Consider the following 21,633-nt stretch of genomic DNA (forward strand, 5'->3'; position numbering starts at 1 on the left):
TGGCACCACGCCGCTGCTTTCCCAGGCCAGAATATTACACCGGCTGCGGCAAACAGCCACGCCGTGCACGCGCGCCTATGGCGTCTTGGCCGACCAGCCGCCGCCCATGGCCCGGTACAGGTCGACCGAGGCAACGAGGATGCGCGTCTTCAGTTGCAGCAGCCCCACGTCGGCGCTGTACAGGGTGCGCTGGGCGTCGAGTTCTTCCAGGTACGAGGCATAGCCATTGCGGTAGCGGTTATGTGCGATGCGCAGGGTGTCAGCCGCGGTGGCGCGGCGCGCGTCGTTTTCCACGGCTTGCTGCTGCAGACGGTAGATGGCGCCCAGGCTGTTCTCCGTTTCGGCGAAGGCGTTGCGCACCACGTTTTCATACGTGTACGCCAGCTGGTCGCGCTGCGCGCCGGCCGCATCCGTCTGCGCCAGCACCCTGCCGCCATCAAACAGGGGACCGGCCGCCAAGGCCGTCAGGCGCCACAGGGCCGTCGGTGCATGCAGGAAATCGGTCAGGGTCGTGGCTTGCCCGCCGCCGACGGCCGTCAGCTTGAACGAGGGCAGCAGCTGGTCGCGCGTGGCGGCCAGGCTGGCGTTGGCGGCAGCCAGGTTATGTTCCGCGCGCGCGATGTCGGGCCGCCGGCGCAGCAATTCGGACGGCAGGCCGGCCGGCACGTCAGGCGCCGCCAGCTCGGCCAGGGGCAAGCCACGCGCGATGGGCCCGGGATTGCCGCCGACGAGGATGGCCAGCGCGTTTTCCTGTTCAAATATCTGCCGCTGCAACTGCGGCACCTGCTCGGCCGCCGCGTGGTATTCCGATTGCGCCTGCAGCCATTCCAGGCGCGAACTGTAGCCCACCTCGAACTGCTTGCGCGCCAGTTCGCGCGACTGTTCGCGCAGTTGCAGGGTCGATTGCGTCAGCGCCAGCTGCGCATCGAGTCCGCGCAGGTTCAGGTAGGCCGTGGCCACGCTGGCGGCGATCGACAGGGCCGCCGCATCGAGGCTGGCCTGCTCGGCGCGGTAGCTCTCGCCGGCCGCATCGCTCAGACTGGCCAGCCGGCCCCACACATCGATTTCATAGCTGGCCTGCAGTTCCGCCTGGAAGACATTCGTCACATACGGCTTGCCACTGGCGGCCAGGGTGCGCGTGCGCGTCGGTGAGCCATCGAACGCCAGGTTCGGCGCGCGGTTCGCATCGGCCTGCGCCAGGCGCGCACGGTATTCCTGCACGCGGGCGCGGGCCACGCGCAAGTCGCCATTGCGCGCCAGCGCCTCGCCCACCAGGTTGCTCAGGACCGGGTCGCCAAAGGCTTGCCACCACAGCTGCTCCACATGCGCGCCATTCGGGCTAGCATCGGCTAATGACGCAGCGGCCGCCTGCGCGCGCCAGCCGGACGGCAGTTGCAGGGCAGACAAAGGTTGTGGCGGCGCCTTGGCGGCGCAGCCGGCCAGCGCCAGCGCGGCGGCCATCAGCAATGCGCGGCGTATCATGGCTTGGCCTTCGCGGGCGCCTTTTTCGGCGGCAGCGGCGGCGGTGCCGGATTCTCCGCCGAGTCATTCAGCACGGCCGACGTGTCGACGCTGACCACCACCGACATGCCAGGCACGAGGCGGCGCGCATTCGCCTGCCCCGCATCGATGCGGATGCGCACGGGAATGCGCTGGGCAATTTTGAGGTAATTGCCCGTCGCATTATCGGCCGGCAGCACGGAAAATTCGGAACCCGTGGCCGGCGAGATGCGCTCCACCTGGCCAGTCAGCACGGCGCCATCCAGGGCGTCGACGTGGAAGGTGGCGCTCTGCCCTTCCTGCACGCCATTCATTTGCGTTTCCTTGAAATTGGCAATCACCCACATCTGGCGCGGCACCAGCGCCATCAGCTGCGCACCCGAATTCACGTACGCTCCCTGGCGCACCGTTACCTGGCCCAATTGCCCATCGGATGGCGCCACGATGCGCGTGTTATCGAGGTCGATCTTCGCCGCCTTGACGGCCGCCTGCGCATTCGCCACGGCCGCTTCCAGGGCCTGCTTGTTGACCACCACGCTATGCACACTTTGCTGGGCGATGTCGAGATTGGCCTTGGCTTGCGCCAGCGCGGCCGCCATCTGCGCCTGCGTGGCGCGCGACTGGTCGTGTTCGCGCTGCGACAGGGAACCATCGGCCACCAATTGCTCCACGCGATTCAGATCGGCGCTGGCCTTGCGTGCCTGCGCTTCCGCGTTGGCCAGTGCCGCTTCGCTGACGGAAATACCCGCCTGCGCGCTGGCTTTCTGCTGCGCCCAGTTCGACAGCGCCGCCTGCTGCGCGGCCAGCTGGGCCTGCGCCTGCTCGTAGCGCTGCTGGTAGATGCGGTCATCGATGCGCACCAGCAGCTGCCCCTCCTTGACGTCCATGAAATCCTGCACCGTCACTTCCACCACATAGCCCGACAGCTGCGAGCCGATGATGGTCACCTGCCCGCGCACGGTGGCGTTTTCCGTCGTCACGATGGGACTGGTGAACGGCGGCAAACGCCACGCATACAGGACGATCAGCACGCCCACCAGGGCCACGGCGGCAAAGGCCAACGCGGACAGCCACTGGTGGCGCCGGTCCGGCTGCGGCGGCGTGCTGCTTGCCGCGGGCGCTGGCGCAGGTGGCGCGGCAGGTGCGGATGTCAATGCAGGTACCGGTACTGGAGGTGTGGTGTTATTTTCTGTCATTGCTCGGTTCCGAATTGGTAATGGGGACGATGGCCATGGCCGTCTGCGCATCGCGCACGGGGCCGACCAGGCGACGCGCGCCGGTGGTGATGCGGGTCCAGGACTGGCTGACCAGCATCCAGATCAAGGTAGCGATGGCGACGCCGGCGATCATCAAAAAAACGTCGTTATAGGCCAGCACATTGGCTTCGCGCGTGGCGATGGCGCCCAGGCGCGCCACGCCCTGGGCGCTGCGCAAGGCAGGGTCCGTCAGCACGCCGCCGTAGCTGGAGGCGCCCGACTGCACGCGCGCGGCCACCTGCGGGTCGAGCATGGTCAGGTGCTCGACCAGGTAGCTGGAATGGTATTTTTCGCGCGCCGTCTGGATGGTGCCGACGATGGCCGCCCCGAGCAAGCCGCCCAGGTTCTGCGTCATGGTAAACATCACGGAAAAACTCACCAGGTTGCGCGGTTCGGCGATCACGGCGCCCATGCCGGCCACCATGGTGGGACCGATGAAATACGTGCCGCCAAAGGCCAGCAGGAACTGGCTGACATACATGTTGACGGGGCGCGTCTGACTGGTGGCGTGCGCGTCGATCAGGGCGCCGGCAGCGATCAGCAACAGCGCGAACATCAACGAGCGGTTGAGCGTGGCCGGATTGATCGTCAGCGCGCTGACCACCAGGCCCGCCACGCTGCCCAGGAGCACCACGATGAACAGGTTCTGCATCTGGTCCGTGTTCAAGCCCAGCGCCTGCAGGAAGCCGACCGCCCCCGTCGATTCGGACAGCACGATGCGAAACAGCAGCACGGATAAAAACAGCTTGGCGATCTTGCCCGTGGTGAGCCAGCGCGTATTGAGCAGCGGGCGCGCGCGGTTATGCTCGATGGCCAGCGAGGCGGCGATCAGCACGATGGAGCACGCCAGGCACACGCCCACCCACTCGGACTCCATCCACCACGCCGTGCGCCCCTGCGCCAGCACGGCGCACAGCAGGGCCACGCCGGGCGCGAACAGGATGAAGGTGAGGAAGTCGAGCGGCTCGAACGTCTGCACGCGGTCGCCGGGCGGCAGTTTCAGGGCCAGCACGCAACCCAGCGCCAGCAGGGCCAGTCCCAGTTCGAACAGGTACAGACCATGCCATTCGCCGATCTGCAGCAGTTCGGAGGTGAAGATGCGCGCCAGGGGCAACGCCAGCTGGGCAAAGCCCAGGCCCAGCACCACGCCTTTCAGGCGATGCCGCGCGGGAAACGCCTGCAGGGTGTAGTACAGGCCCAGCACGGCCAGCGCGCCGCCCACCATGCCATGCGCGGCGCGCACGGCGATCGCTGACGGCAAGGTATTGGCATACAAGTGGGCGAACGTCACCAGCGCATACAGCACCAGGAACGCTTCCGTAAACAGGCGCAGCCCGAACTGCTGGCGGAATTTCACCAGCAGCAGATTCATGGAAACGATGGTCATCACGTAGGCGGCCGGCAGCCACTGCATCTGGTAGGCATAAGCGGCCAGCGAACCTTGCAGGTTCAGCAAATTGGCCGTCACCAGGCCATTGCCCAGTCCTCCCGTCAGCGCGACGATCAGGCCGACGATGAAATACGCGACACGCTTGGGCGTCGAATGTTCGGGCATCGATGGCGACCCGGGCAAGGTCGGGCGTTCGCCCGGCCCCCAGGTGCGAGGTGTGTACTTGTCCATGCAGTAATCGCGATCCGGTTTGCTGAAGCCGTTCTTTGCTGCTGTTATAGAAATAGTTGCAAATGAACAGTTCTAGTCAGCAGCATATCACCGCAGGACGTTTTTATTGTTTACATTGTTGCATGGCGTTGCGCATGCAGCTCAAACAGGGTAGGTAACGGGATCGGCAGGGGCCGGCCGATCCGGCCCCTGCGCTGATGCAGCCGCTCACACCCTCGGCGGGTCCGTTTCGCGCGCAAACGTCCGGTGCGCGGCCAGCGCCTTCTTGAACGCCGCTACGGCTTTCACCACGTCCCCGGCAGGCGCGACGATGATGGCTGGATCCGGCTTGCCATCGGGCAGGGTCACCGGCACCCCTGCCTTATCCAGCAAGTCCTTGCCGGCGCCAATGGCCAGCATCGGCTTGCAGTGACGGTATTGCAGGCGCAGGAAGTCGAGCGCATTGGCGTCGCTGCCCAGCTGCTGTACGGCGCCCTGGCCGTCCGGCAGCACGACGGCGTCGAACAGCACGGACGGTCCCGCTTCGAGCGAGATTTCCACGTCGAGCGGCACGCCGCCGCTGGTGTCGACTTTCCCCAGCTGGCTGCCCACCAGGCGCGGCACGGCGCCATCGGCCAGCAGCGAGGCATAAATATTGCGCACCTGCGCGCCATCGCTGCCCGGTCCCACCAGGATGGCCACGCGCAGGGTATGGATGCCCGTTTTGCCGGGGCGGAAAAAGAGCGACAAGGCCGGCGATGGCGGGTATGCCGGCAGCGGCTGCAGCGAGGCGCGCGGCATGACGGGCGGCAGCGCCAGGCCAAGGCCATCGGCCAGGCGCTGCGCCAGGCTGTCATCGACATTGCGCAGCATGGCGACGATGCGCTGGCGGATCGCCACCGTCTGCACCTTGCTCAGTTCAAAGCGGAACGCATGCACGATATGGTCTTGTTCGACCGCCGTCTGGCTGATCCAGAAGAGGCGCGCCTGGGCATAATGCTCGGCGAATTTCTCGGGCTTACCGCGCACCTTGTCGCCTTCGGCGGAGGCGGGAAAGCTGTTGAAACCCTTCGCGCCCGCCTGGAACGGACAGCCGCCCGCCAGCGAATTGGGCTCGTACGCGACCCGGCCCCGGTTGATGGCCTGGCGATGGATGCCGTCGCGCTGGTTGTTGTGCACGGGCGCCAGCGGAGAATTAATGGGGATTTCATGAAAATTGGCGCCGCCCAGCCGCGTGATCTGCGTGTCCATATATGAGTGGATGCGGCCCTGCAGCAGCGGGTCGTTGGAAAAATCGATGCCTGGCACGATGTGCGCCGTGCAAAACGCCACCTGCTCCGTCTCGGCGAAAAAATTGTCGGGATTGCGGTTCAAGACCATTTTCCCGACGGGGACAAGCGGGACCAGTTCTTCGGGGATCAGTTTGGTGGGATCGAGCACGTCGAAGGGAAAGGCTTCCGCCTGCGCTTCCGTGAAGACCTGGAAGGACAGCTCGTATTCGGGATACGCGCCGCACTCGATGGCTTCCCACAAGTCGCGCCGGTGGAAATCGGAATCGGCGCCGCTGATCTTGACGGCTTCGTCCCACACGAGCGAGTGCGTGCCGGCCATCGGTGACCAGTGGAATTTGCAGAACACGGACTGGCCCTTGGCATTCACGAGGCGGAAGGTATGCACGCCAAAGCCCTGCATCATCCGATAGCTGCGCGGGATGGCGCGGTCGGACATGGCCCACATCAGCATGTGCGTGATTTCCGGCGACAGTGAGGCGAAATCCCAGAAGGTGTCATGCGCACTGGCCGCCTGCGGCATGCCATTGTGCGGCTCGGGCTTGACGGCGTGCACCAGATCGGGGAACTTCATCGAGTCCTGGATAAAGAAGACGGGGATGTTGTTACCCACCAGATCCCAGTTGCCCTCGTCCGTATAAAACTTCACGGCGAAGCCGCGCACGTCGCGCGCCGTATCAGTCGAACCGCGTTCGCCGGCCACCGTGGAAAAGCGCACGAAGACGGGCGTGCGTTTGCCCGCCTTGGCGAACGGCGCGGCGCGCGTCAGCTTGCTTTGCTCCTTGTAGCATTCGAAATAGCCGTGGGCGGCCGAACCGCGCGCATGCACGACGCGCTCGGGGATGCGTTCATGGTCGAAATGCGTGAGCTTTTCACGCAGGATAAAATCTTCCATCAGGGTGGGGCCGCGCAAGCCCGCCTTCAGCGAGTTCTGGTTGTCACCCACGGGCACGCCCTGATTGGTCGTCAGCACGCAGCCGCTATCGTCGCTACGGGCGCCATCGAGCGAGGCATTACGCGCATTTTCGCCCAGCGCTGGCTGGCCATCTCCCGTCTTCGGAGAAGGTATCGTTTCGCCCGTGGTGCTGGCCGTGGCCAGCGGTTCGCCGGCTGCCACATGCACGCCCTCGACTGGCGCACGCGCCGCCTCGCCATACTGGCCGTCCTCTTTCGGATTGACGGCCATGGCGGCGGCCAACTGCTGGCTGGCTGCCGTCTTTTGCAGCAGCGCGCGGCTCACGTCATTGTCCGCCCCCAGGCTGTGCGGCGCATTGCTGTCGGATGGGCCGGACATGCTGCTCAAGACGGAACCCGCACCGTCCGTAGACGGCGTTTTCTTGTTGCTAGCCATTACATCTCCTGTGAGTAGTCTGCCCCGGGAGAACGCTACAACTCCCTCATTCAGCGCACAAACAGGGCAATCAAAATAATGATGGGAATAGGTATGCCGATCAACCACAACAAAATGGAGCGCATCATCACTCTCCTTTACTGCTTGCTACGAAGTAACCCCCAATAAATTATTGTGATTTCTGACTTCCATAATCGGCGCTCTGCGGCGTTGCCAGCTGCTAGCAGTGCTAGCACTGCGTCGCAGCTGGCGCCTTGCATGGCATCCGATTCTGTTCGTCATAAATTCACACTAATTTCCCGAGGATTACTTACCTTGTGCGCGTGAGCGCTGGACCGCCGCGCCATGACGGCGTAGGGACCAGCACCCACGACAGTACCTTCCAGGAAGGCGTAAAACCTATTTACGCGAACCCAGCAATTTCGACAGGCCGTAACCGGCCGCCGCCGCAATCAGCAGGGACACGGCCGGGCGCTCGCGCACGTAGCCACGCCCCGTCTCGCCGGCGCGCTGGCAGGCGGCGCCCAATTGCTTGCCGCGCGCCATCAGAGTTTCGGAAGCTTTGCTGACGGTGTCGCTGACCTGGTCGATGCGTTCACCCACCTGGTCCACGCCGTCATGGACGCGCGTGGCCACCTTGTCGGCGAGGGGCTGAGCCTGGCCCGCCACCTTGTCGATGGTGCGGTGCAAATCCTGGCGGGTATCCTGGACGTTGCCATTCAAATCGGAGCTGGTTTTTTCAATCGCGTTCATGATGGTTTCCTTTAAAAGTGAATAATTTCAACCATGCTCGATGCCGTGACCGAATCATGATTCTCCCCCGCTTCCCGTGAAAAAGAAGCGGCTAAACGCTGCCAGGCTGAGCCAAATCAAACAGCGGATCAGCAGCAAGCTGTTAGCACTACCTTAACCCCGCCTGCTACGCGCCACCGTGCGCTGCCACACCTTGAAGCGCAGTCTTAAATTCCTGTTGGAAATAACAATCCCCGCGGCCTGGTGGGGCGGGCGGGGATCGTCCATGCGACGATCTCGATCTTGGTCGAATGCTGCCATTTCGGCCAATACGTGGCGCGGGGGAAGTAACGAGGAGCCATGCATCGTCCTTACCTGAAGATGAAGCCAGCCCCATACAAATGTATGGATTTTTATAGGGTTTTTATGCATAATTCCTGCAATAAAATGCATACATCAAGACGAAATGCCCCAATCCAAATCCATACAATATGAAAACCAGGCCAGCGCCTGGATCACGCCGTTCGTGCAGCACGGCGGCCCGCGCTATCTGCAGATCGCCGACATGATCGAACGCGCACTATCCGACGGCAGCCTGCGTCCCGGCGACCGCTTGCCGCCACAGCGCAGCCTGGCCGCCCTGTTCCAGGTCGACCTGACGACGGTAACGCGCGCTTACGACGAAGCCAAGCGCCGCAACCTGCTGGAGGGACAGGGCGCGCGCGGCACCTATGTGGCGGCGCCGAAAGTGGAATTGACGCAGATGCTGGACCTGAGCATGAACATCCCGCCGCCGCCCGTGGGCGTGGATTTCGACGATCTGCTGAAACAGGGACTGGCGCAGGTGTTGCTGCGCACGGACAGCGATTTATTGATGAGCTATCACCTGGGCGGAGGTGGCAAGGCCGACCGCGCGGCCGGCGCCGCCTGGCTGGCGCCCATGTTCGGCCATGTCGACGCGGAGCACGTCGTGGCCTGTCCCGGCGCGCAAGCGGCGCTGGCGGCGCTGATATTGACCCTCAGCCGTCCCGGCGACAGCATCCTGACGGAAGCGGCCGTGTACCCGGGCTTGCGCGCGGCGGCGGGCCAGCTAAACCGCAAGGCCATCGTCGTGGAAGCGGACGCCGACGGCATGCTGCCCGAAGCGCTGGAAAAGGCCTGCCGCAAGCACCACGCGCGCCTGGTGTATTTGAACCCTACCCTGCAAAACCCCACGGCGCACACCATGCCGGCCGCGCGCCGCCTGGCCATCACGCAAGTGGCGCAGCGCTGCGGCATGCACATCATCGAGGATGACCCGTACTGGCTGCTGGCCTCCGATGCGCCGCCCCCGCTGGCGCACTACGCGCCGGGCCACGTGTCGCATATCGCCACCCTGTCGAAATGCCTCGCGCCCGGCCTGCGCATGGCCTACACCTTGATCGCCGATGCGCAGCTGCGCGAGCGCTTCCTGCATGCCCTGCGCTCGTTTTCCCTGATGGCCACGCCCGTGACGATGGCGCTGACGACGCAGTGGATACACGACGGCTCCGCGCACGCGCTGCTGGCCGGCATACGCAGCGAGGCCGATGCGCGCCAGGACGTCATCCGCACCATCCTGACGGGCACCAGCCACCCGCACAGCGACGGCATCCATGTGTGGTTTTCGCTGCCCAGTTACTGGACCTCGCGCGAACTGGCCGCCAGCGCCCGCGCCCAGGGTGTGGCCGTCACGGCTTCCGATGCCTTCTACGACAGCCGCCCGCCGAACGCCATCCGCATCTCGCTGGGCAGCATCCGCGACCGCGCGCGCCTGGCCAACGCATTAAAGAAATTATCCCTGCTGCTGGCGCACAAGCCGGCCGTGCACCGGGAATTCGTGATTTAGCCGCGCAGCCTCGCATCGACCGAATAGCGTCCCGCGCCGCTGATGGCGATGGTGCCGAAGACGATGATCAGCAGCCAGCCGAACTGGCCATCGGCGATGCTCCAGTCAGGGTGCACGAGCAGCATCGACACGCCCAGCAGGAACAGCAGGGGCAGACAGGCCAGGCGCGTCAGCAAGCCAGCGGCAACCAGCAGCGGGCAGAGGATTTCCGCGAACAGGGCGCAGTACAGGGTGACGGCGCGGCCCAGGTGCAACGGGTCGTCGATGTGCGCCAGTTCCTCGGAAAAATGCATCAGCTTGGGCAAGCCGTGCACGTGCAGCACCAGCAGCGCGCCCGCCACGCGCGCAAACAGCAAGCCGGCATCGGGTAAAAAGGGGCCGGCCAGCGCCGCCATCCAGTTTTTCTTCATGATTACTCCAGTTGGAAAGCCAGGCGACGCGGCGCGCCGCTGCCAGCCATCATAGGCAGGCGGGCGCCTGGGCGCGACTGGTCTTTTGGGAGAGGCGCCCGCGCGCGCAAAGGCCTAGACTGGCTGATGCCATCACTGGTCCAGGCCCCAACTGGCCCCTCCCCCATCCCCGAAGGAAACGTATCATGTCGAAGAAAATCGAAGCCGAAGAAGTCAACTCCCGCCGCAAGCTGCTCGTCAGCGTCGCCGGTGTCGCCGCCGGCGCGGGCCTGCTGGCCGCCGGTGGCGCCAGCGCCGCCGCCAAGCCTGCCGCTGCCGCAGCGCCGGGCAAGCTCAGCGTCAATAGCATCACCGTCAAGGACGGCACCGTCATCCATTTCAAGGACTGGGGCACGGGTACGCCCGTCGTCTTCAGCCACGGCTGGCCTTTGCAGGGCGATGCCTGGGAAGACCAGATGATGTTCCTGGCCAGCCACGGCTACCGCGTGATCGCGCACGACCGCCGCGGCCACGGCCTGTCCAGCCAGCCATGGCAGGGCAATGACATGGATACCTACGCCGATGACCTGGCCACCCTGCTCGACGCGCTCGACATCAAGGGCGCGACCCTGGTCGGCCATTCGACGGGCGGCGGCGAAGTGGCGCGCTATATCGGCCGCCATGGCGAAAAACGCGTGGCCAAAGCCGTGCTGGTGGGCGCCGTGCCACCGCAGATGGTCAAGTCGGATACCAATCCGGGCGGCTTGCCGATGTCCGTCTTCGACGGCATCCGCGCCGGCGTGCTGGCCGACCGTTCGCAATTTTTCAAGGACCTGACAGTGCCTTTCTTCGGCGCCAACCGTCCCGGCAACAAGGTATCGCAAGGCATGCGCGACACCTTCTGGCTGCAAGGCATGCAGTGCGGCATCAAGAATGCCTACGATTGCATCAAGCAGTTTTCCGAAACGGACTTCACGGCCGACCTGAAGAAAATCTCCGTGCCGACCCTGGTGGTGCACGGCGGCGACGACCAGATCGTGCCCATCGACGCTTCCGGCAAGGCCGCGGCCAAACTCATCAAGAACGCCAAGCTGGTCATTTATGAAGGCGCGCCGCACGGCTTGCCGGCCACCCACAAAGACCGCCTGAACGAAGACTTGCTGGCCTTTATCAAGTCCTGATCGTCACTCGCTCCCGGCACCGCCAGCGCGCCTGGCGGTGCTTCTCGCCCCCGCCGGCCTCCCCGCCGCACAAAATAACCGCCCGCCTCCCCCATTCGTATAACTGCCTTGCCTGCCGGGCCGTGCATACTTGTTGCAGCGCGGCATGAGCCGCAGCGAACGATAGGAGTTCCGCGATGGCCAGCATGCATTATTTCCCTCAGAAACAAGACCCCGGCATCGCACAGGTGCGGCGCATGGGCGGCATGGACGAATTTGCCGCATCGGTCGCGCACGAAGTGCGCCAGCCCCTGGCCGCCATCGCGCTCAATGCCGATGCCGCCTTGCGCTGGCTCGATCACGATCCACCCCGCCTCGACGAGGCGCGCGCAGCGCTGGCCCTGGTCGCCAGCGCCGGCAGCCACGCCAGCGCCGTGCTGCGCAGCGTGCATGGCCTGGCCTGCAACGCGCCGGGCAGCCACGCTCATTTTGTGGCCGACGACGCCGTGCAAGACCTGCTGCCGCTGCTGCGTGCACCACTGCAGCAGCACGCCATCCACCTGGAAACGCAGCTGGCGCCGGGCCGCCCGCTGCTGCGCGCCGACCCGGTGCAATTCCGGCAAGTCGTCCTGAACCTGCTGATGAACGCTATCGAGGCGCTGCGCGACACCAGCGACCGGCCGCGCACGGTGCTACTGTCCTCGCACCTGGATGGAGTCGTGCAGCATTTCAGCATCGCCGACAATGGCGCCGGCATCGCGCCGCAGGCGGCCGGCCGTCTATACCACGCCCTGTATTCCAGCAAGCCGGACGGCATGGGCATGGGCCTGGCCATCTGCCGCCGCATCCTCGACACGCATGGCGGCCGCCTGTGGCATGCGCCCGGCGCGCCCCACGGCAGCGTCTTCCACTTCACCCTGCCAGCGCCATGAGCACAGCCATGCACACGACCATGCTCCGCGACGACGACGACGCTCCCCCTATCTCGCTGCTGATCGCCGACGACCACCCGCTGATCCTGGCCGGCCTGGCCTCACTGATCGCGTCACTGCCTGGCTTACGCCTGCTGGGCCAGGCCGACACGGGCCGCGCCGCCGTGGAGCTGTACCGGCAACTGCGGCCCGACGTGGTGCTGATGGATTTGAACATGCCGGAAATGCATGGCGTCGAGGCGATCGAGCGCATCTGCGCAGACGACGCGCAAGCGAAGATCATCATCCTTACCACCTACCAGGGCGAGGACAATGTGCACCGGGCCCTGCGCGCCGGCGCGCGCGGCTACCTGCTGAAAGATTCCGGTTTCCTGCAACTGACGCAGTGCATCCGCCAGGTGGCCAGCGGCAGGCACTACCTGCCGCCAGAACTGGCGGCGCAGCAGGCCGGCCGCATCGAGGCGAACCGCCTGTCGAAACGCGAGCACGACATCCTGCTGCACCTGTCTGCGGGCAAGAGCAACAAGATGATCGCGCGCAGCGCCGGCATCGAGGTGGGCACCGTCAAATTTCATGTGAATAATATTTTGACCAAGCTCAACGTATCAAGCCGCACCGAGGCGGCCACGGTGGCCGCCCGGCGCGGCTTGCTGGGCGCGTTCTAGCTTAGCGACTCGGCAGACGGAATTCAGGCGGCGCTGTCGTCCTTCTGCTGCGGCTCGGCCTTGGCCAGTGTTGGCTTCGCTTCTACGCCGCTGATCTTCGGCACGCATTCGCTGCGCAGCCACGACACCGTGATGGCTTCACCCGCCATCAGGCGCTTGACGCTGGGGACGATCTGTTCGCCGATCAGCATGCCCAGCAGGCCGATCAGGGCTATCGCGGGCGGCGCCGGCGAGCGCACCTGCAAGACGGCGTAGATGATGCCAACCAGCAAACCCACGGCCAGCGAAATCACATATAACTTCATGGCGCATTCCTTTCGATCAAAAAAAAACGCCGCGCGCGGTCAGGCGCGCGGCGCATGGCACTGCCGCGCGGCGCTTACTTGGCCGGCACTGGCGCCAGGGTCACGTGGTCGCCATGGGTGCGTTGCGGCGCCTTGTGCACCATCGTGTAGGCGTAGTCGACGCCCATGCCGTAGGCGCCCGAATGTTCGCGCACGATGGCCATGACGGCGTCATAGGTTTCCTTGTGCGCCCAGTCGCGCTGCCATTCCAGCAGCACCTGCTGCCACGTCACGGGCACCACGCCAGCCTGGATCATGCGCTGCATGGCGTAGTCGTGCGCTTCCTTCGAAGTGCCACCCGAGGCATCGGCCACCATGTAGATCTCGTAATCGCCTTCGAGCATCGCGCACAGGGCGAAGCTGTTGTTGCACACTTCCGTCCACAGGCCCGACACGACGACCTTCTTCTTGCCGTTGGCGGCCAGCGCATCGCGCACCTTCTGGTCATCCCACGAATTCATCGAGCTGCGCTCGAGGATATCCTTGCCGGGGAAAACGTCGAGCAGTTCCGGATAGGTGTGGCCGGAGAAGCTTTCCGTTTCGACGGTGGTGATGATGGTGGGGATGTTGAACACCTTGGCAGCCTTGGCCAGGCCCACGGTATTGTTTTTCAGCGCCTGGCGGTCCATCGACTGCACGCCGAACGCCATTTGCGGCTGCTGGTCGATGAAGATGATCTGGCAATTGTCGGGGGTAAGGACTTCCAGTTTCGGATTGGTCATGATGTCATCCATGAAGAAAGGGTTGAGTGGGTACTGCCGTGCATCGTACGCCTGGCGGCGTGCCCGCACCACTATCTAAATGTAGGCTGACAGCTAGGCTGCCGCCAGGCAATCCCCTCCTGCAGATCGGCGAGCGCTGCGGTAAAATGCCTTTTGCTCACCCTGTTCCGACGACTCTTGATCGATAACTCCTCTTTGCCAGGCAACATCATGTGCAGCGATACGGCACCGATACGCGTCCTCATCGCCGACGACCACCAGTTGCTGCTGGACGGCATCGCGGCCTTGCTGCGCGCCTTTCCCGGCGTGGTGCTGGCAGGCCAGGCCACCGATGGCCGGCAAGCGGTGCAGCAATTTGACGCGCTGCAGCCCGATGTCACGCTGATGGATTTGCAGATGCCGCTCATGAGCGGTCTTGACGCCATCGGCGCCATCCGCGCGCGCCATCCGCAGGCGCGCATCATCGTGCTGACCACCTACAAGGGCGACACCCAGGTGCTGCGCGCCATCCGCGCAGGCGCGTGCGGCTATGTACTGAAAAGCGCCCTGCGCCATGAATTGCTGGCAGCGATACAGAACGTGCACACGGGGCGGCGCCACATCACGCCCGAGATCGAGGCGGAGCTGGCGCTGTACGCCTGCAGCGACATGCTGTCGAACCGCGAACTGGACGTGCTCAAGCAGGTTGCGCAAGGCAATTCCAACCGCGAAACAGGCGCCCTGCTGCAGATCAAGGAAGAAACCGTCAAGGCGCACATGAGCGCCATCCTGGCCAAGCTGGGCGCCAGGGACCGCACCCACGCCGTCACCATCGCGCTACGGCGCGGCATCCTCGACGCCTGAGCGGCGCCGGCGCTGCCACCAGCGGCGCAGCGGGCCGTGCTCTGCCGGCCAGGCGCGGCGCGCCGGCACTCGCAGGCGCCACTGCGTACCGCCTCCGTCACGCCCACCCACAGACAGGCGCGCTCCGAGCCTGGCGGCGCGCTCGCGCATGCCGGGCATGCCCCAGTGTCCGGGAATCTGCCCGTTCGCCGCGACCACCGGCGGCAAGCCCTGGCCATCGTCGCGCACGAGCAGCTCGATGCCGCCGCACGCATAGCGCACCACCACTTCAACCACCTGCGCGCGCGCATGCTGAAAGGCGTTGCGCAGCGCTTCGCTGGCGATGCGGTAGATTTCATGCGCGGCGCGCGCATGCAGCAGACGCGCCTCGCCTTCTTCCGCGTAGCGGAACACGATGCCGTGTTGCACCGCCAGCCGCTCGCCTTCGCGCCGCAGGATGGCGCTCCAGCGCGCACCGGCGGCATCGCCGGCGCGCAAGTCGTGCACGTGGTCGCGCCCCTCGCCCAGCATGCGGTCGGCGTCGTCGAGCGCACGCAGCATGGCGGCGCGCGCGGGATCATCCTCGGCAATGGCCATGCTGGCATTGTGAAAGTGCAGGATCATCGCCTGCGTGCCCTGCAGCAGGGTATCGTGCAGCTCGCGCGCGATGCGTTCGCGCTCGGCCTGCTGCGCCTCCATCCGTGTCTGCAGGCGCGCGGCGTGCTGGCGCAGCCGCCAGCGGTAAGCCCCATACGCGGCGGCCAGCAGCGCCGCCGCGCACAGGCTGCGGAACCACCAGGTCTGGTAAAAGGCGGGCAGCACGCGGAATGGCAATTGCGCCACCGTGCTGGCCACGCCGTCGCCATTGAGAGCCATCACCTGGAAACGGTAGGCGCCCGGTCCCAGGCCCGTGTATTGCGCCTGGCGCCGATCATCCGCGTTCTGCCAGTCCTTGTCATACCCTTCCAGCCGATAGCGGAAACGCAGGCGCGCCGGCGTGCCCAGGCTGCTGGCGTTGTAATCGAACTGCACGTCGCGCGTGCCGGCAGGCAGGCGCTCGTAGTCGGCGACGGCGACGCTCCGGCCATCGACCATCAAGGCGCCTATCTCGGCCTGCGGCGCCGGCAGCGTCGGCGCCGGCTGGCGCGGGTCGATCCAGAAGGTCGCGCTCTGACGCGAAAACCAGACCCTGCCATCATCCGCTTCGGCTATCGAGCCGTTATGCAGCAAACTCATTTTGCCGCTCAAGCCATCGGCGCCATCGTACAGCTGCGCCTGCATGGGGTGCGATGGATCGCGCAGGGCCTGCGCCACCTCGGCGGCGGCCACGCGCACGGCGCCATTGCCCGCATTGAGCCACAGGCTGCCGTCGCGCGCGCGCAGCATGCCGACCACGCCGTCGAAGACGCCGGCCGCTGCGGCGCGCAGCGGCACGAAGCGCCCGCCGCGCCACAGCGCCAGGCCCTGCTGACCGCCCGCCAGCAGCTGGCCGCCGGTCTCAAACAGCGCTGGCGCCTTGCCCAGGTTCAGGCCCTGTGCGGGACCATAACTGGCCAGGCGCCCGCCCTCGAGCACCGCCACGCTGCCGTCCGGATAGGACAGCCACAGGCGGCCGGCCGCATCGGCCAGCAGCGCCAGCGGCACTTTGCGCCCGCCCTCGGGCAAGGCCGTTTCGCGCCGCCATGCGCCGCCCGTGTACTGGAACACGCCAGCGCCGCTGAAAATCACCCACAGGCTGCCGTCGGGCGCGCTCACGGCCATGCGCACTCGTTTCAGGGCGGCCGCTTCCGGCGGATAGGCAATCGTCTCGAGCACGCGGCCATCCTCGCCATCGAACTGCAGCAAGCCGGCGCGGGTGCCGACGCGGATGCCGCGCGGCGCGGCCATGATGGCCGTGATCGGTCCCAGCGCGGGTGCGCGCAGCACCTTGCCGTCGGGCGACACCAGCATCAGCGGCGCATCGCCTTCCCGCGACAGCCACATGCGGCCCCCGGTGCCGGGCGACAGCTGCTGGGCGCGGAAGACCTCGGGCACCTCCGGGCCCCCGCGCGCGCTGAGGATCACGGGCGCGGCCTGGCGAAAGCGGTCCAGGCCTGCATACGTGGAGACCCAGACATTGCCTTCGTTGTCATCGCACAGGGAGCCGATCAGCACATTGCTCAAGCCGTCGCGGGGCAGGAACGATTCCGTGTCGCCGCTGATGCCCAGCTGTTGCGGCCCCAGCGCGCCAGCGCTGCGCGTGCGGTGCAGGCCGAACTGGCTGTCGAACCACAGGGTGCCCTGGCGGTCGACCAGCATGCTGCCGCTGGTGCCGCTCGTATCGCGGTAGATCCAGCGATGGTCGAGCTGGTCGTAGCGCTCGAGCGTATCGATGATGCGGATGCCGCGCTGCTCCAGCAGGTACAGGCGGCCGTCCGGTCCCTGCTGCGGTGGCGCGCGCAAGTCCAGGCGGCCCACAGGCGGCGCGAAGCGCGCCTGGCCCGGCTGCCAGAGGAACAGGCCCTGTTCGCTGAACACGCCCAGCCTGCCGTCGCGGTCCGCGAATACGGCCGAGGCCTTTTGCGCCGTGTAGCCTTGCGCCGGCCCCATCGCCTGCCAGCGCCGGCCATCGAAGCGCGAGACCCCGGCCACGCCGGCGGCCCACACGGCGCCCGTGGCGTCGATGGCGAAACCCCAGACGGAACCGGGCCGCACGCCCTGCGCCTCGCCGTAATTGCGCACCACGCCATCCTTGACATGGCTGATGCCGCCCACTTGCCAGCCCACCCACATGCCGCCATCGGCCGCGCGCTTGAGGGCCAAGGTCACCGTATCGGGAAACGCGCCCTGGCGCGCGCGCAAGGGCGCGAAACGCAGACCGTCAAAACGCACCAGGCCAGAATGGGTGCCCAGCCACAGGAAGCCGTCGCCGCCCTGGGCGATGACGCTGATATCGCCCGGCGCGCCATCCCTGGACGTCCAGCTGGTGTGCTGCAGCTGGTGGATGCCGCGCGCCGCGCCGATGGCCAGCCCGGGAGGGCTGAACAACAGCAGCAAGGGCAGGCAGCACAGCGCGGCCAGGACGGGCAGGCGCATGGTGGGTCAGGCTGCAGGCACGGCCACGCGACCGCTGCGGTGCTGCACGATGATCAGGCCAGCGAGCAGCAGCAAGGGCACGGCCAGCGCCACGAAGCCGACGGCCAGGTAGGCAAAGGCGGCGGCGATAGCGCCCAGGGCAAAGGCCAGCAGCGGCCAGAAGAACTTCCCGCAGCGCGCATGGGTGGCGCCATCGGCCGCGCCGCGCAGCACGTCGACGGTGTCGATGACGATCTGCGTCACGTTCCCCGTCATCATGGAAGTGGGCGCCAGGTGCGCCAGCAGCAGCCGGCTGGTGGCGCTGTGCACGCCCATGGCGGCCGTGCCCAGCAAGCCGGCCACCATGGCCATGGAACTGACATCCTTGCCGATCGGCTCGGCCAGGCAGCCAAACACCATGAAGCCGGCCAGCAAGGCCCACTGCAGCAGCATCGCCAGGGTCAGTGACGGGCCGGCGCGGCGCTCCACGGCCAGCACCATCAGGCGCGTAATGGCGACGCCGGCGATAAAGGCGGGGAAAGCGAGAAACTTCAGCAGGATGGAAGCGCGCGATGCGTCCGCCAGGGCGGCGCCGATCAGCACGAAGTTACCCGTGACATGGGCCGTAAACAGGCCAAACAGGGCAATAAAACCCAGGGTATCGACATAGCCCGCTAAAAATCCCAGGCTGGTGCCGAACAAGCGGCTGTGTGGTGGCTGATCCATCGAATGACTCCTGATACTGTGCAATGCACTAAAAAAGAAAACAACGCGCCAGGGAAGCGCCCCGGCGCCACTGCCTGCATGGTAAGCCATGCGGCCGGCCGCCGCCCCCGTCATTCGGCCAGTACGCCACGGCCCACCTGATCTTTTGGCCCGTGTTCAACCGTGGGACCTCCGCTACACTGGACGACGTGACTTTCGCGCCGCGCACGCCGGCCCCCTCCCCCCCTGCACCGCAACCATGGAGCTGCACCATGCCAGAACATACCCTCCCCGCCACCGCCCCCTTGATCTTGCTCAATGGCTGCTTTCATACCGTCGATAAAAGCTGCCCGCAAGCGAGCGCGGTGGCCATCGCCGACGGCAAATTCCTCGCCGTCGGCGATGCCGATGACGTCATGCGCCACCGCGCGCCCGACAGCCGCGTGATCGACCTGGGTGGCCGCACCGTGATTCCCGGCCTGAACGACTCGCACCTGCACCTGATCCGTGGCGGCTTGAACTACAACCTGGAATTGCGCTGGGAAGGCGTGCCTTCGCTGGCCGACGCCCTGCGCATGCTAAAGGAACAGGCCTTGCGCACGCCGAATCCGCAATGGGTGCGCGTGGTCGGCGGCTGGAACGAATTCCAGTTCGCGGAAAAACGCATGCCGACCCTCGACGAAATCAACGCGGCCGCGCCGGACACGCCCGTCTTCATCCTGCACCTGTACGACCGCGCCCTGCTCAACCGCGCCGCCTTGCGCGTGGTCGGCTACGATAAAAATACGCCGAATCCGCCCGGCGGCGAAATCGTGCGCGACGCTTCCGGCAACCCGACCGGCATGCTGATCGCGCGCCCGAACGCCATGATTTTATATGCAACCCTGGCCAAGGGTCCGACCCTGCCGCGCGAATTGCAGGTCAATTCCACGCGCCAGTTCATGCGCGAACTCAATCGCCTCGGCCTGACCAGCGCCATCGACGCGGGCGGCGGCTTCCAGAATTATCCGGAAGACTACGCGGTGGTCGATCAGCTGGCAAGCGAAGGGCAGCTGACCATCCGCATCGCCTACAACCTGTTCACGCAAAACAAGGGCCGCGAACTGGAAGACTTTGAAAAATGGACGGAGATGGTCACGCCGGGCCAGGGCGATGATTACTATCGCCACAACGGCGCCGGCGAAATGCTGGTGTTTTCCGCCGCCGACTTCGAGGATTTCCTCGAGCCGCGCCCGGACCTGGCGCCCGGCATGGACGACGAACTGGAAAAGGTGGTGCGCCACCTGGTCTCCAAACGCTGGCCCTTCCGCCTGCACGCCACCTATGACGAATCGATCGACCGCATGCTGACGGTCTTTGAAAAGGTCAACCGCGATATCCCGTTCGACGGCCTGCACTGGATGTTCGACCACTGCGAAACGATCACGCCGAAAAACATCGACCGGGTCAAGGCGCTGGGCGGCGGCATCGCCATCCAGCACCGCATGGCCTTCCAGGGCGAATACTTTGTCGACCGCTACGGCGCCGAGGCAGCCAAGGCCACGCCGCCGATCGCGCGCATGCTGCAAACGGGCGTGCCGGTGGGCGGCGGCACCGACGCCACCAGGGTCGCCAGCTACAACCCGTGGACGGCGCTGTACTGGCTGGTATCGGGCCGCACCGTGGGCGGCTTGCGCCTGTACGACGCGGGCAGCCGTTTGTCGCGCGACACGGCGCTGGAACTGTGGACGGCGGGCAGCGCCTGGTTCTCCAGCGAGCAAGGCAAGAAGGGCCGCATCCAGGAAGGCATGCTGGCCGACCTGGCCGTGCTGAGCGCGGATTTTTTCAGCATCGATGAAGAGGCGATCAAGTCGATCGAATCGGTGCTCACCATCGTCGGCGGCAAGATCGTCTACGGCCAGGCGGAATTTACCAAGCTGGCGCCGCCCCCGATTCCCGTGCTGCCCGACTGGTCGCCCGTGAAAAACGTGGCCGGCCACTACCGCGCCGCGCCGCCGCAAAAGACCAGCGTCATGCAGCACCAGTGCCAGGGCGCCTGCGGCGTGCACGCCCACGCCCACGACGTGGCGCGCAAGAGTTCCGTGCCCGTCTCCAGCCACTCCGGCTTCTGGGGCGCGCTGGGGTGCAGCTGCTTTGCGTTTTGAGGCGCGGGTGAGACGCGTGTTTTCATGCGCTGCCGGTGCCCTGGCACTGGCAGCAACCCTGCCCGCCGTGGCACAAGAAAATGTGCAGCTGTACGGCCGCCTGAACGTGACGGTCGAAGCGCTGCACGATTCCGGCAGCGGTGACAGCGTGCAGCGTGTCTCCAACAACCGCTCGGTACTCGGCTTTCGCGGCAGCGAAGACCTGGGCGGCGGCTGGCAGGCGCTGTTCCAGGTCGAGGGCACGCTGTCGCCCGACACGGGCGCGGGGTCAATCGCCGCGCGCGACACGCGTGTCGGCATTGCCGGCCCGTGGGGCACGCTCTTTGCCGGCAACTGGACCCTGCCCTACAACAGCGCCACCTCCGCGCTCGACCCGTTCTACCCCACCACGGCCGGCTACATGAGCCTGATGGGCAACGGCGCCGGCGCCAGCGAAAGCAATACCAGCAACACCTATTCCTTCGACCGGCGCCAGCAGAACAGCGTGCATTACTGGACGCCGCAGTGGCAGGGCTGGTCGCTGCGCGTGGCGCACGGCATGGGGGAAGAGCGACCCGCCAGCGGCGCGCATCCGGCACTGAACTCGGCCGCCTTGATCTACGACGGCGGCGTCCTGTATGCGACCCTGGCGCAGGAAGACCATCACGACTACCAGGGACGGGGCCTGACTGACCATGGCAGCAAGCTGGCCCTGGCCTGGAGGATCGACAGCGCCACGCAGCTGGCGGCGGTGCTGGAAAGCCTGCGCTACGCCACGCCCACGGGTGAGCTGCGCCGGCGCACGGCCTACTTTTCCGCCACGCGTCAGTTCGGCCGCCACGGCCTGCGCATCGGCGTAGCCCACGCGCAAAGCGCCAGCGGCAGCGCGCTGGAAACCATCGGCACGGTGCGTGCCGGAGCAGATACGGGTGCCACCCACGCCACCGCCGGCTACGATTACCAGCTGTCAAAACGCAGCAGCCTGTATGCCTATTACACGCGCCTGGCCAACGGCCGCCACGGCATCGCCGACTTTGCCATCAACAGCCTGGGACACGAAACAGAAACAAAGGGCGCCACCATGTCGGGCGTGGCGCTGGGGATAAGGCACAATTTCTGAGC

Annotated in this window: 17 protein-coding genes; 7 read left to right on the plus strand and 10 right to left on the minus strand. The window is 66.0% G+C overall.

All coding sequences use genetic code 11. From position 1 onward, the window contains the following. Nucleotides 1–75: 75 nt before the first annotated feature. The 5 genes from ACQ4WY_RS09550 to ACQ4WY_RS09570 all read right to left on the minus strand — a co-directional run bounded on the left by ACQ4WY_RS09550 (nucleotide 76) and on the right by ACQ4WY_RS09570 (nucleotide 7,749). On the minus strand, nucleotides 76–1,482 hold the full coding sequence (locus ACQ4WY_RS09550; protein WP_436503778.1) for an efflux transporter outer membrane subunit: 1,407 nt from the start codon (nucleotides 1,480–1,482) through the stop codon (nucleotides 76–78). Next, the gene (locus ACQ4WY_RS09555; RefSeq protein ID WP_436503779.1) at nucleotides 1,479–2,696 is read right to left on the minus strand and encodes an HlyD family secretion protein; all 1,218 of its coding nucleotides are present in this window, start codon (nucleotides 2,694–2,696) and stop codon (nucleotides 1,479–1,481) included. The genes ACQ4WY_RS09550 and ACQ4WY_RS09555 overlap by 4 nt, the downstream gene beginning before the upstream one ends. After that, complete coding sequence (locus ACQ4WY_RS09560; RefSeq protein ID WP_436503780.1) at nucleotides 2,683–4,377, minus strand: MFS transporter; 1,695 nt, start codon at nucleotides 4,375–4,377, stop codon at nucleotides 2,683–2,685. Before ACQ4WY_RS09560 ends, ACQ4WY_RS09555 begins: the two co-directional genes overlap by 14 nt. Nucleotides 4,378–4,584: 207 nt before the next feature. After that, complete coding sequence (locus tag ACQ4WY_RS09565; protein ID WP_436503781.1) at nucleotides 4,585–6,996, minus strand: catalase; 2,412 nt, start codon at nucleotides 6,994–6,996, stop codon at nucleotides 4,585–4,587. A gap of 399 nt (nucleotides 6,997–7,395) precedes the next feature. Then, nucleotides 7,396–7,749 carry an ElaB/YgaM/YqjD family protein gene (locus tag ACQ4WY_RS09570; RefSeq protein WP_353660208.1) on the minus strand — a complete coding sequence of 118 codons (354 nt, stop codon included), beginning with the start codon at nucleotides 7,747–7,749 and terminating at the stop codon, nucleotides 7,396–7,398. A gap of 445 nt (nucleotides 7,750–8,194) precedes the next feature. Here ACQ4WY_RS09570 and ACQ4WY_RS09575 point away from each other — a divergent pair, with 445 nt between their 5' ends. Further along, entirely contained in the window at nucleotides 8,195–9,595 is a 1,401-nt protein-coding gene (locus ACQ4WY_RS09575) for an aminotransferase-like domain-containing protein (protein ID WP_436503782.1), read from the plus strand. Here ACQ4WY_RS09575 and ACQ4WY_RS09580 read toward each other — a convergent pair. Then, the gene (locus ACQ4WY_RS09580) at nucleotides 9,592–10,005 is read right to left on the minus strand and encodes a DoxX family protein (protein ID WP_353660205.1); all 414 of its coding nucleotides are present in this window, start codon (nucleotides 10,003–10,005) and stop codon (nucleotides 9,592–9,594) included. The genes ACQ4WY_RS09575 and ACQ4WY_RS09580 overlap by 4 nt on opposite strands. A gap of 185 nt (nucleotides 10,006–10,190) precedes the next feature. Between ACQ4WY_RS09580 and ACQ4WY_RS09585 the strand changes: the two genes are divergently transcribed. From ACQ4WY_RS09585 to ACQ4WY_RS09595, 3 genes are all read left to right on the plus strand, one after another. Then, on the plus strand, nucleotides 10,191–11,165 hold the full coding sequence (locus tag ACQ4WY_RS09585) for an alpha/beta fold hydrolase (RefSeq protein ID WP_353660204.1): 975 nt from the start codon (nucleotides 10,191–10,193) through the stop codon (nucleotides 11,163–11,165). Nucleotides 11,166–11,341: 176 nt separating this feature from the next. Beyond that, entirely contained in the window at nucleotides 11,342–12,076 is a 735-nt protein-coding gene (locus tag ACQ4WY_RS09590) for a sensor histidine kinase (protein ID WP_436503783.1), read from the plus strand. 8 nt (nucleotides 12,077–12,084) lie between these two features. Next, nucleotides 12,085–12,741, plus strand: a complete 657-nt coding sequence (locus ACQ4WY_RS09595) for a response regulator (RefSeq protein ID WP_436503784.1) — start codon at nucleotides 12,085–12,087, stop codon at nucleotides 12,739–12,741. A gap of 23 nt (nucleotides 12,742–12,764) precedes the next feature. On the opposite strand, the gene ACQ4WY_RS09600 is transcribed toward ACQ4WY_RS09595, so the two are convergent. Further along, complete coding sequence (locus tag ACQ4WY_RS09600) at nucleotides 12,765–13,046, minus strand: XapX domain-containing protein (RefSeq protein WP_436503785.1); 282 nt, start codon at nucleotides 13,044–13,046, stop codon at nucleotides 12,765–12,767. 74 nt (nucleotides 13,047–13,120) lie between these two features. Beyond that, complete coding sequence (locus tag ACQ4WY_RS09605) at nucleotides 13,121–13,807, minus strand: hydrolase (RefSeq protein WP_353660201.1); 687 nt, start codon at nucleotides 13,805–13,807, stop codon at nucleotides 13,121–13,123. Between the two features lie 210 nt (nucleotides 13,808–14,017). Between ACQ4WY_RS09605 and ACQ4WY_RS09610 the strand changes: the two genes are divergently transcribed. Continuing rightward, nucleotides 14,018–14,650 (plus strand): response regulator, encoded by a 633-nt coding sequence (locus tag ACQ4WY_RS09610; protein WP_436503786.1) that lies wholly within the window; start codon nucleotides 14,018–14,020, stop codon nucleotides 14,648–14,650. Here ACQ4WY_RS09610 and ACQ4WY_RS09615 read toward each other — a convergent pair. Together ACQ4WY_RS09615 and ACQ4WY_RS09620 are read right to left on the minus strand one after the other, a co-directional pair. After that, a complete protein-coding gene (locus ACQ4WY_RS09615) occupies nucleotides 14,624–17,704 on the minus strand; it encodes a sensor histidine kinase (protein WP_436503787.1) in 3,081 nt (1,026 codons plus the stop codon). The two genes, ACQ4WY_RS09610 and ACQ4WY_RS09615, sit on opposite strands and share 27 nt — an antisense overlap. Nucleotides 17,705–17,710: 6 nt before the next feature. Then, nucleotides 17,711–18,409 carry a YoaK family protein gene (locus ACQ4WY_RS09620; RefSeq protein ID WP_353660198.1) on the minus strand — a complete coding sequence of 233 codons (699 nt, stop codon included), beginning with the start codon at nucleotides 18,407–18,409 and terminating at the stop codon, nucleotides 17,711–17,713. A 251-nt stretch (nucleotides 18,410–18,660) separates the two neighbouring features. Between ACQ4WY_RS09620 and ACQ4WY_RS09625 the strand changes: the two genes are divergently transcribed. Both ACQ4WY_RS09625 and ACQ4WY_RS09630 read left to right on the plus strand, forming a co-directional pair. Beyond that, the gene (locus ACQ4WY_RS09625) at nucleotides 18,661–20,532 is read left to right on the plus strand and encodes an amidohydrolase (protein WP_436503788.1); all 1,872 of its coding nucleotides are present in this window, start codon (nucleotides 18,661–18,663) and stop codon (nucleotides 20,530–20,532) included. A 16-nt stretch (nucleotides 20,533–20,548) separates the two neighbouring features. Further along, nucleotides 20,549–21,631: a porin gene (locus tag ACQ4WY_RS09630; protein ID WP_436503789.1), complete on the plus strand. Its 1,083-nt coding sequence runs from the start codon at nucleotides 20,549–20,551 to the stop codon at nucleotides 21,629–21,631. Nucleotides 21,632–21,633 lie beyond the last annotated feature (2 nt).

It is taken from the genome of Janthinobacterium salmonicoloratum (assembly GCF_051380845.1).
In the GTDB taxonomy this organism is placed as follows: domain Bacteria; phylum Pseudomonadota; class Gammaproteobacteria; order Burkholderiales; family Burkholderiaceae_D; genus Janthinobacterium; species Janthinobacterium lividum_F.

What these genes read in the sequence shown, in the direction of transcription:
- ACQ4WY_RS09580 (WP_353660205.1), bottom strand. Translation starts at nt 10,005, where the DNA reads ATGAAGAAAAACTGGATGGCGGCGCTGGCCGGCCCCTTTTTACCCGAT.
- ACQ4WY_RS09625 (WP_436503788.1), top strand. Translation starts at nt 18,661, where the DNA reads ATGCCAGAACATACCCTCCCCGCCACCGCCCCCTTGATCTTGCTCAAT.
- ACQ4WY_RS09565 (WP_436503781.1), bottom strand. Translation starts at nt 6,996, where the DNA reads ATGGCTAGCAACAAGAAAACGCCGTCTACGGACGGTGCGGGTTCCGTC.
- ACQ4WY_RS09595 (WP_436503784.1), top strand. Translation starts at nt 12,085, where the DNA reads ATGCACACGACCATGCTCCGCGACGACGACGACGCTCCCCCTATCTCG.
- ACQ4WY_RS09615 (WP_436503787.1), bottom strand. Translation starts at nt 17,704, where the DNA reads ATGCGCCTGCCCGTCCTGGCCGCGCTGTGCTGCCTGCCCTTGCTGCTG.
- ACQ4WY_RS09600 (WP_436503785.1), bottom strand. Translation starts at nt 13,046, where the DNA reads ATGAAGTTATATGTGATTTCGCTGGCCGTGGGTTTGCTGGTTGGCATC.
- ACQ4WY_RS09550 (WP_436503778.1), bottom strand. Translation starts at nt 1,482, where the DNA reads ATGATACGCCGCGCATTGCTGATGGCCGCCGCGCTGGCGCTGGCCGGC.
- ACQ4WY_RS09610 (WP_436503786.1), top strand. Translation starts at nt 14,018, where the DNA reads ATGTGCAGCGATACGGCACCGATACGCGTCCTCATCGCCGACGACCAC.
- ACQ4WY_RS09570 (WP_353660208.1), bottom strand. Translation starts at nt 7,749, where the DNA reads ATGAACGCGATTGAAAAAACCAGCTCCGATTTGAATGGCAACGTCCAG.
- ACQ4WY_RS09585 (WP_353660204.1), top strand. Translation starts at nt 10,191, where the DNA reads ATGTCGAAGAAAATCGAAGCCGAAGAAGTCAACTCCCGCCGCAAGCTG.
- ACQ4WY_RS09605 (WP_353660201.1), bottom strand. Translation starts at nt 13,807, where the DNA reads ATGACCAATCCGAAACTGGAAGTCCTTACCCCCGACAATTGCCAGATC.
- ACQ4WY_RS09575 (WP_436503782.1), top strand. Translation starts at nt 8,195, where the DNA reads ATGCCCCAATCCAAATCCATACAATATGAAAACCAGGCCAGCGCCTGG.
- ACQ4WY_RS09590 (WP_436503783.1), top strand. Translation starts at nt 11,342, where the DNA reads ATGGCCAGCATGCATTATTTCCCTCAGAAACAAGACCCCGGCATCGCA.
- ACQ4WY_RS09555 (WP_436503779.1), bottom strand. Translation starts at nt 2,696, where the DNA reads ATGACAGAAAATAACACCACACCTCCAGTACCGGTACCTGCATTGACA.
- ACQ4WY_RS09560 (WP_436503780.1), bottom strand. Translation starts at nt 4,377, where the DNA reads ATGGACAAGTACACACCTCGCACCTGGGGGCCGGGCGAACGCCCGACC.
- ACQ4WY_RS09620 (WP_353660198.1), bottom strand. Translation starts at nt 18,409, where the DNA reads ATGGATCAGCCACCACACAGCCGCTTGTTCGGCACCAGCCTGGGATTT.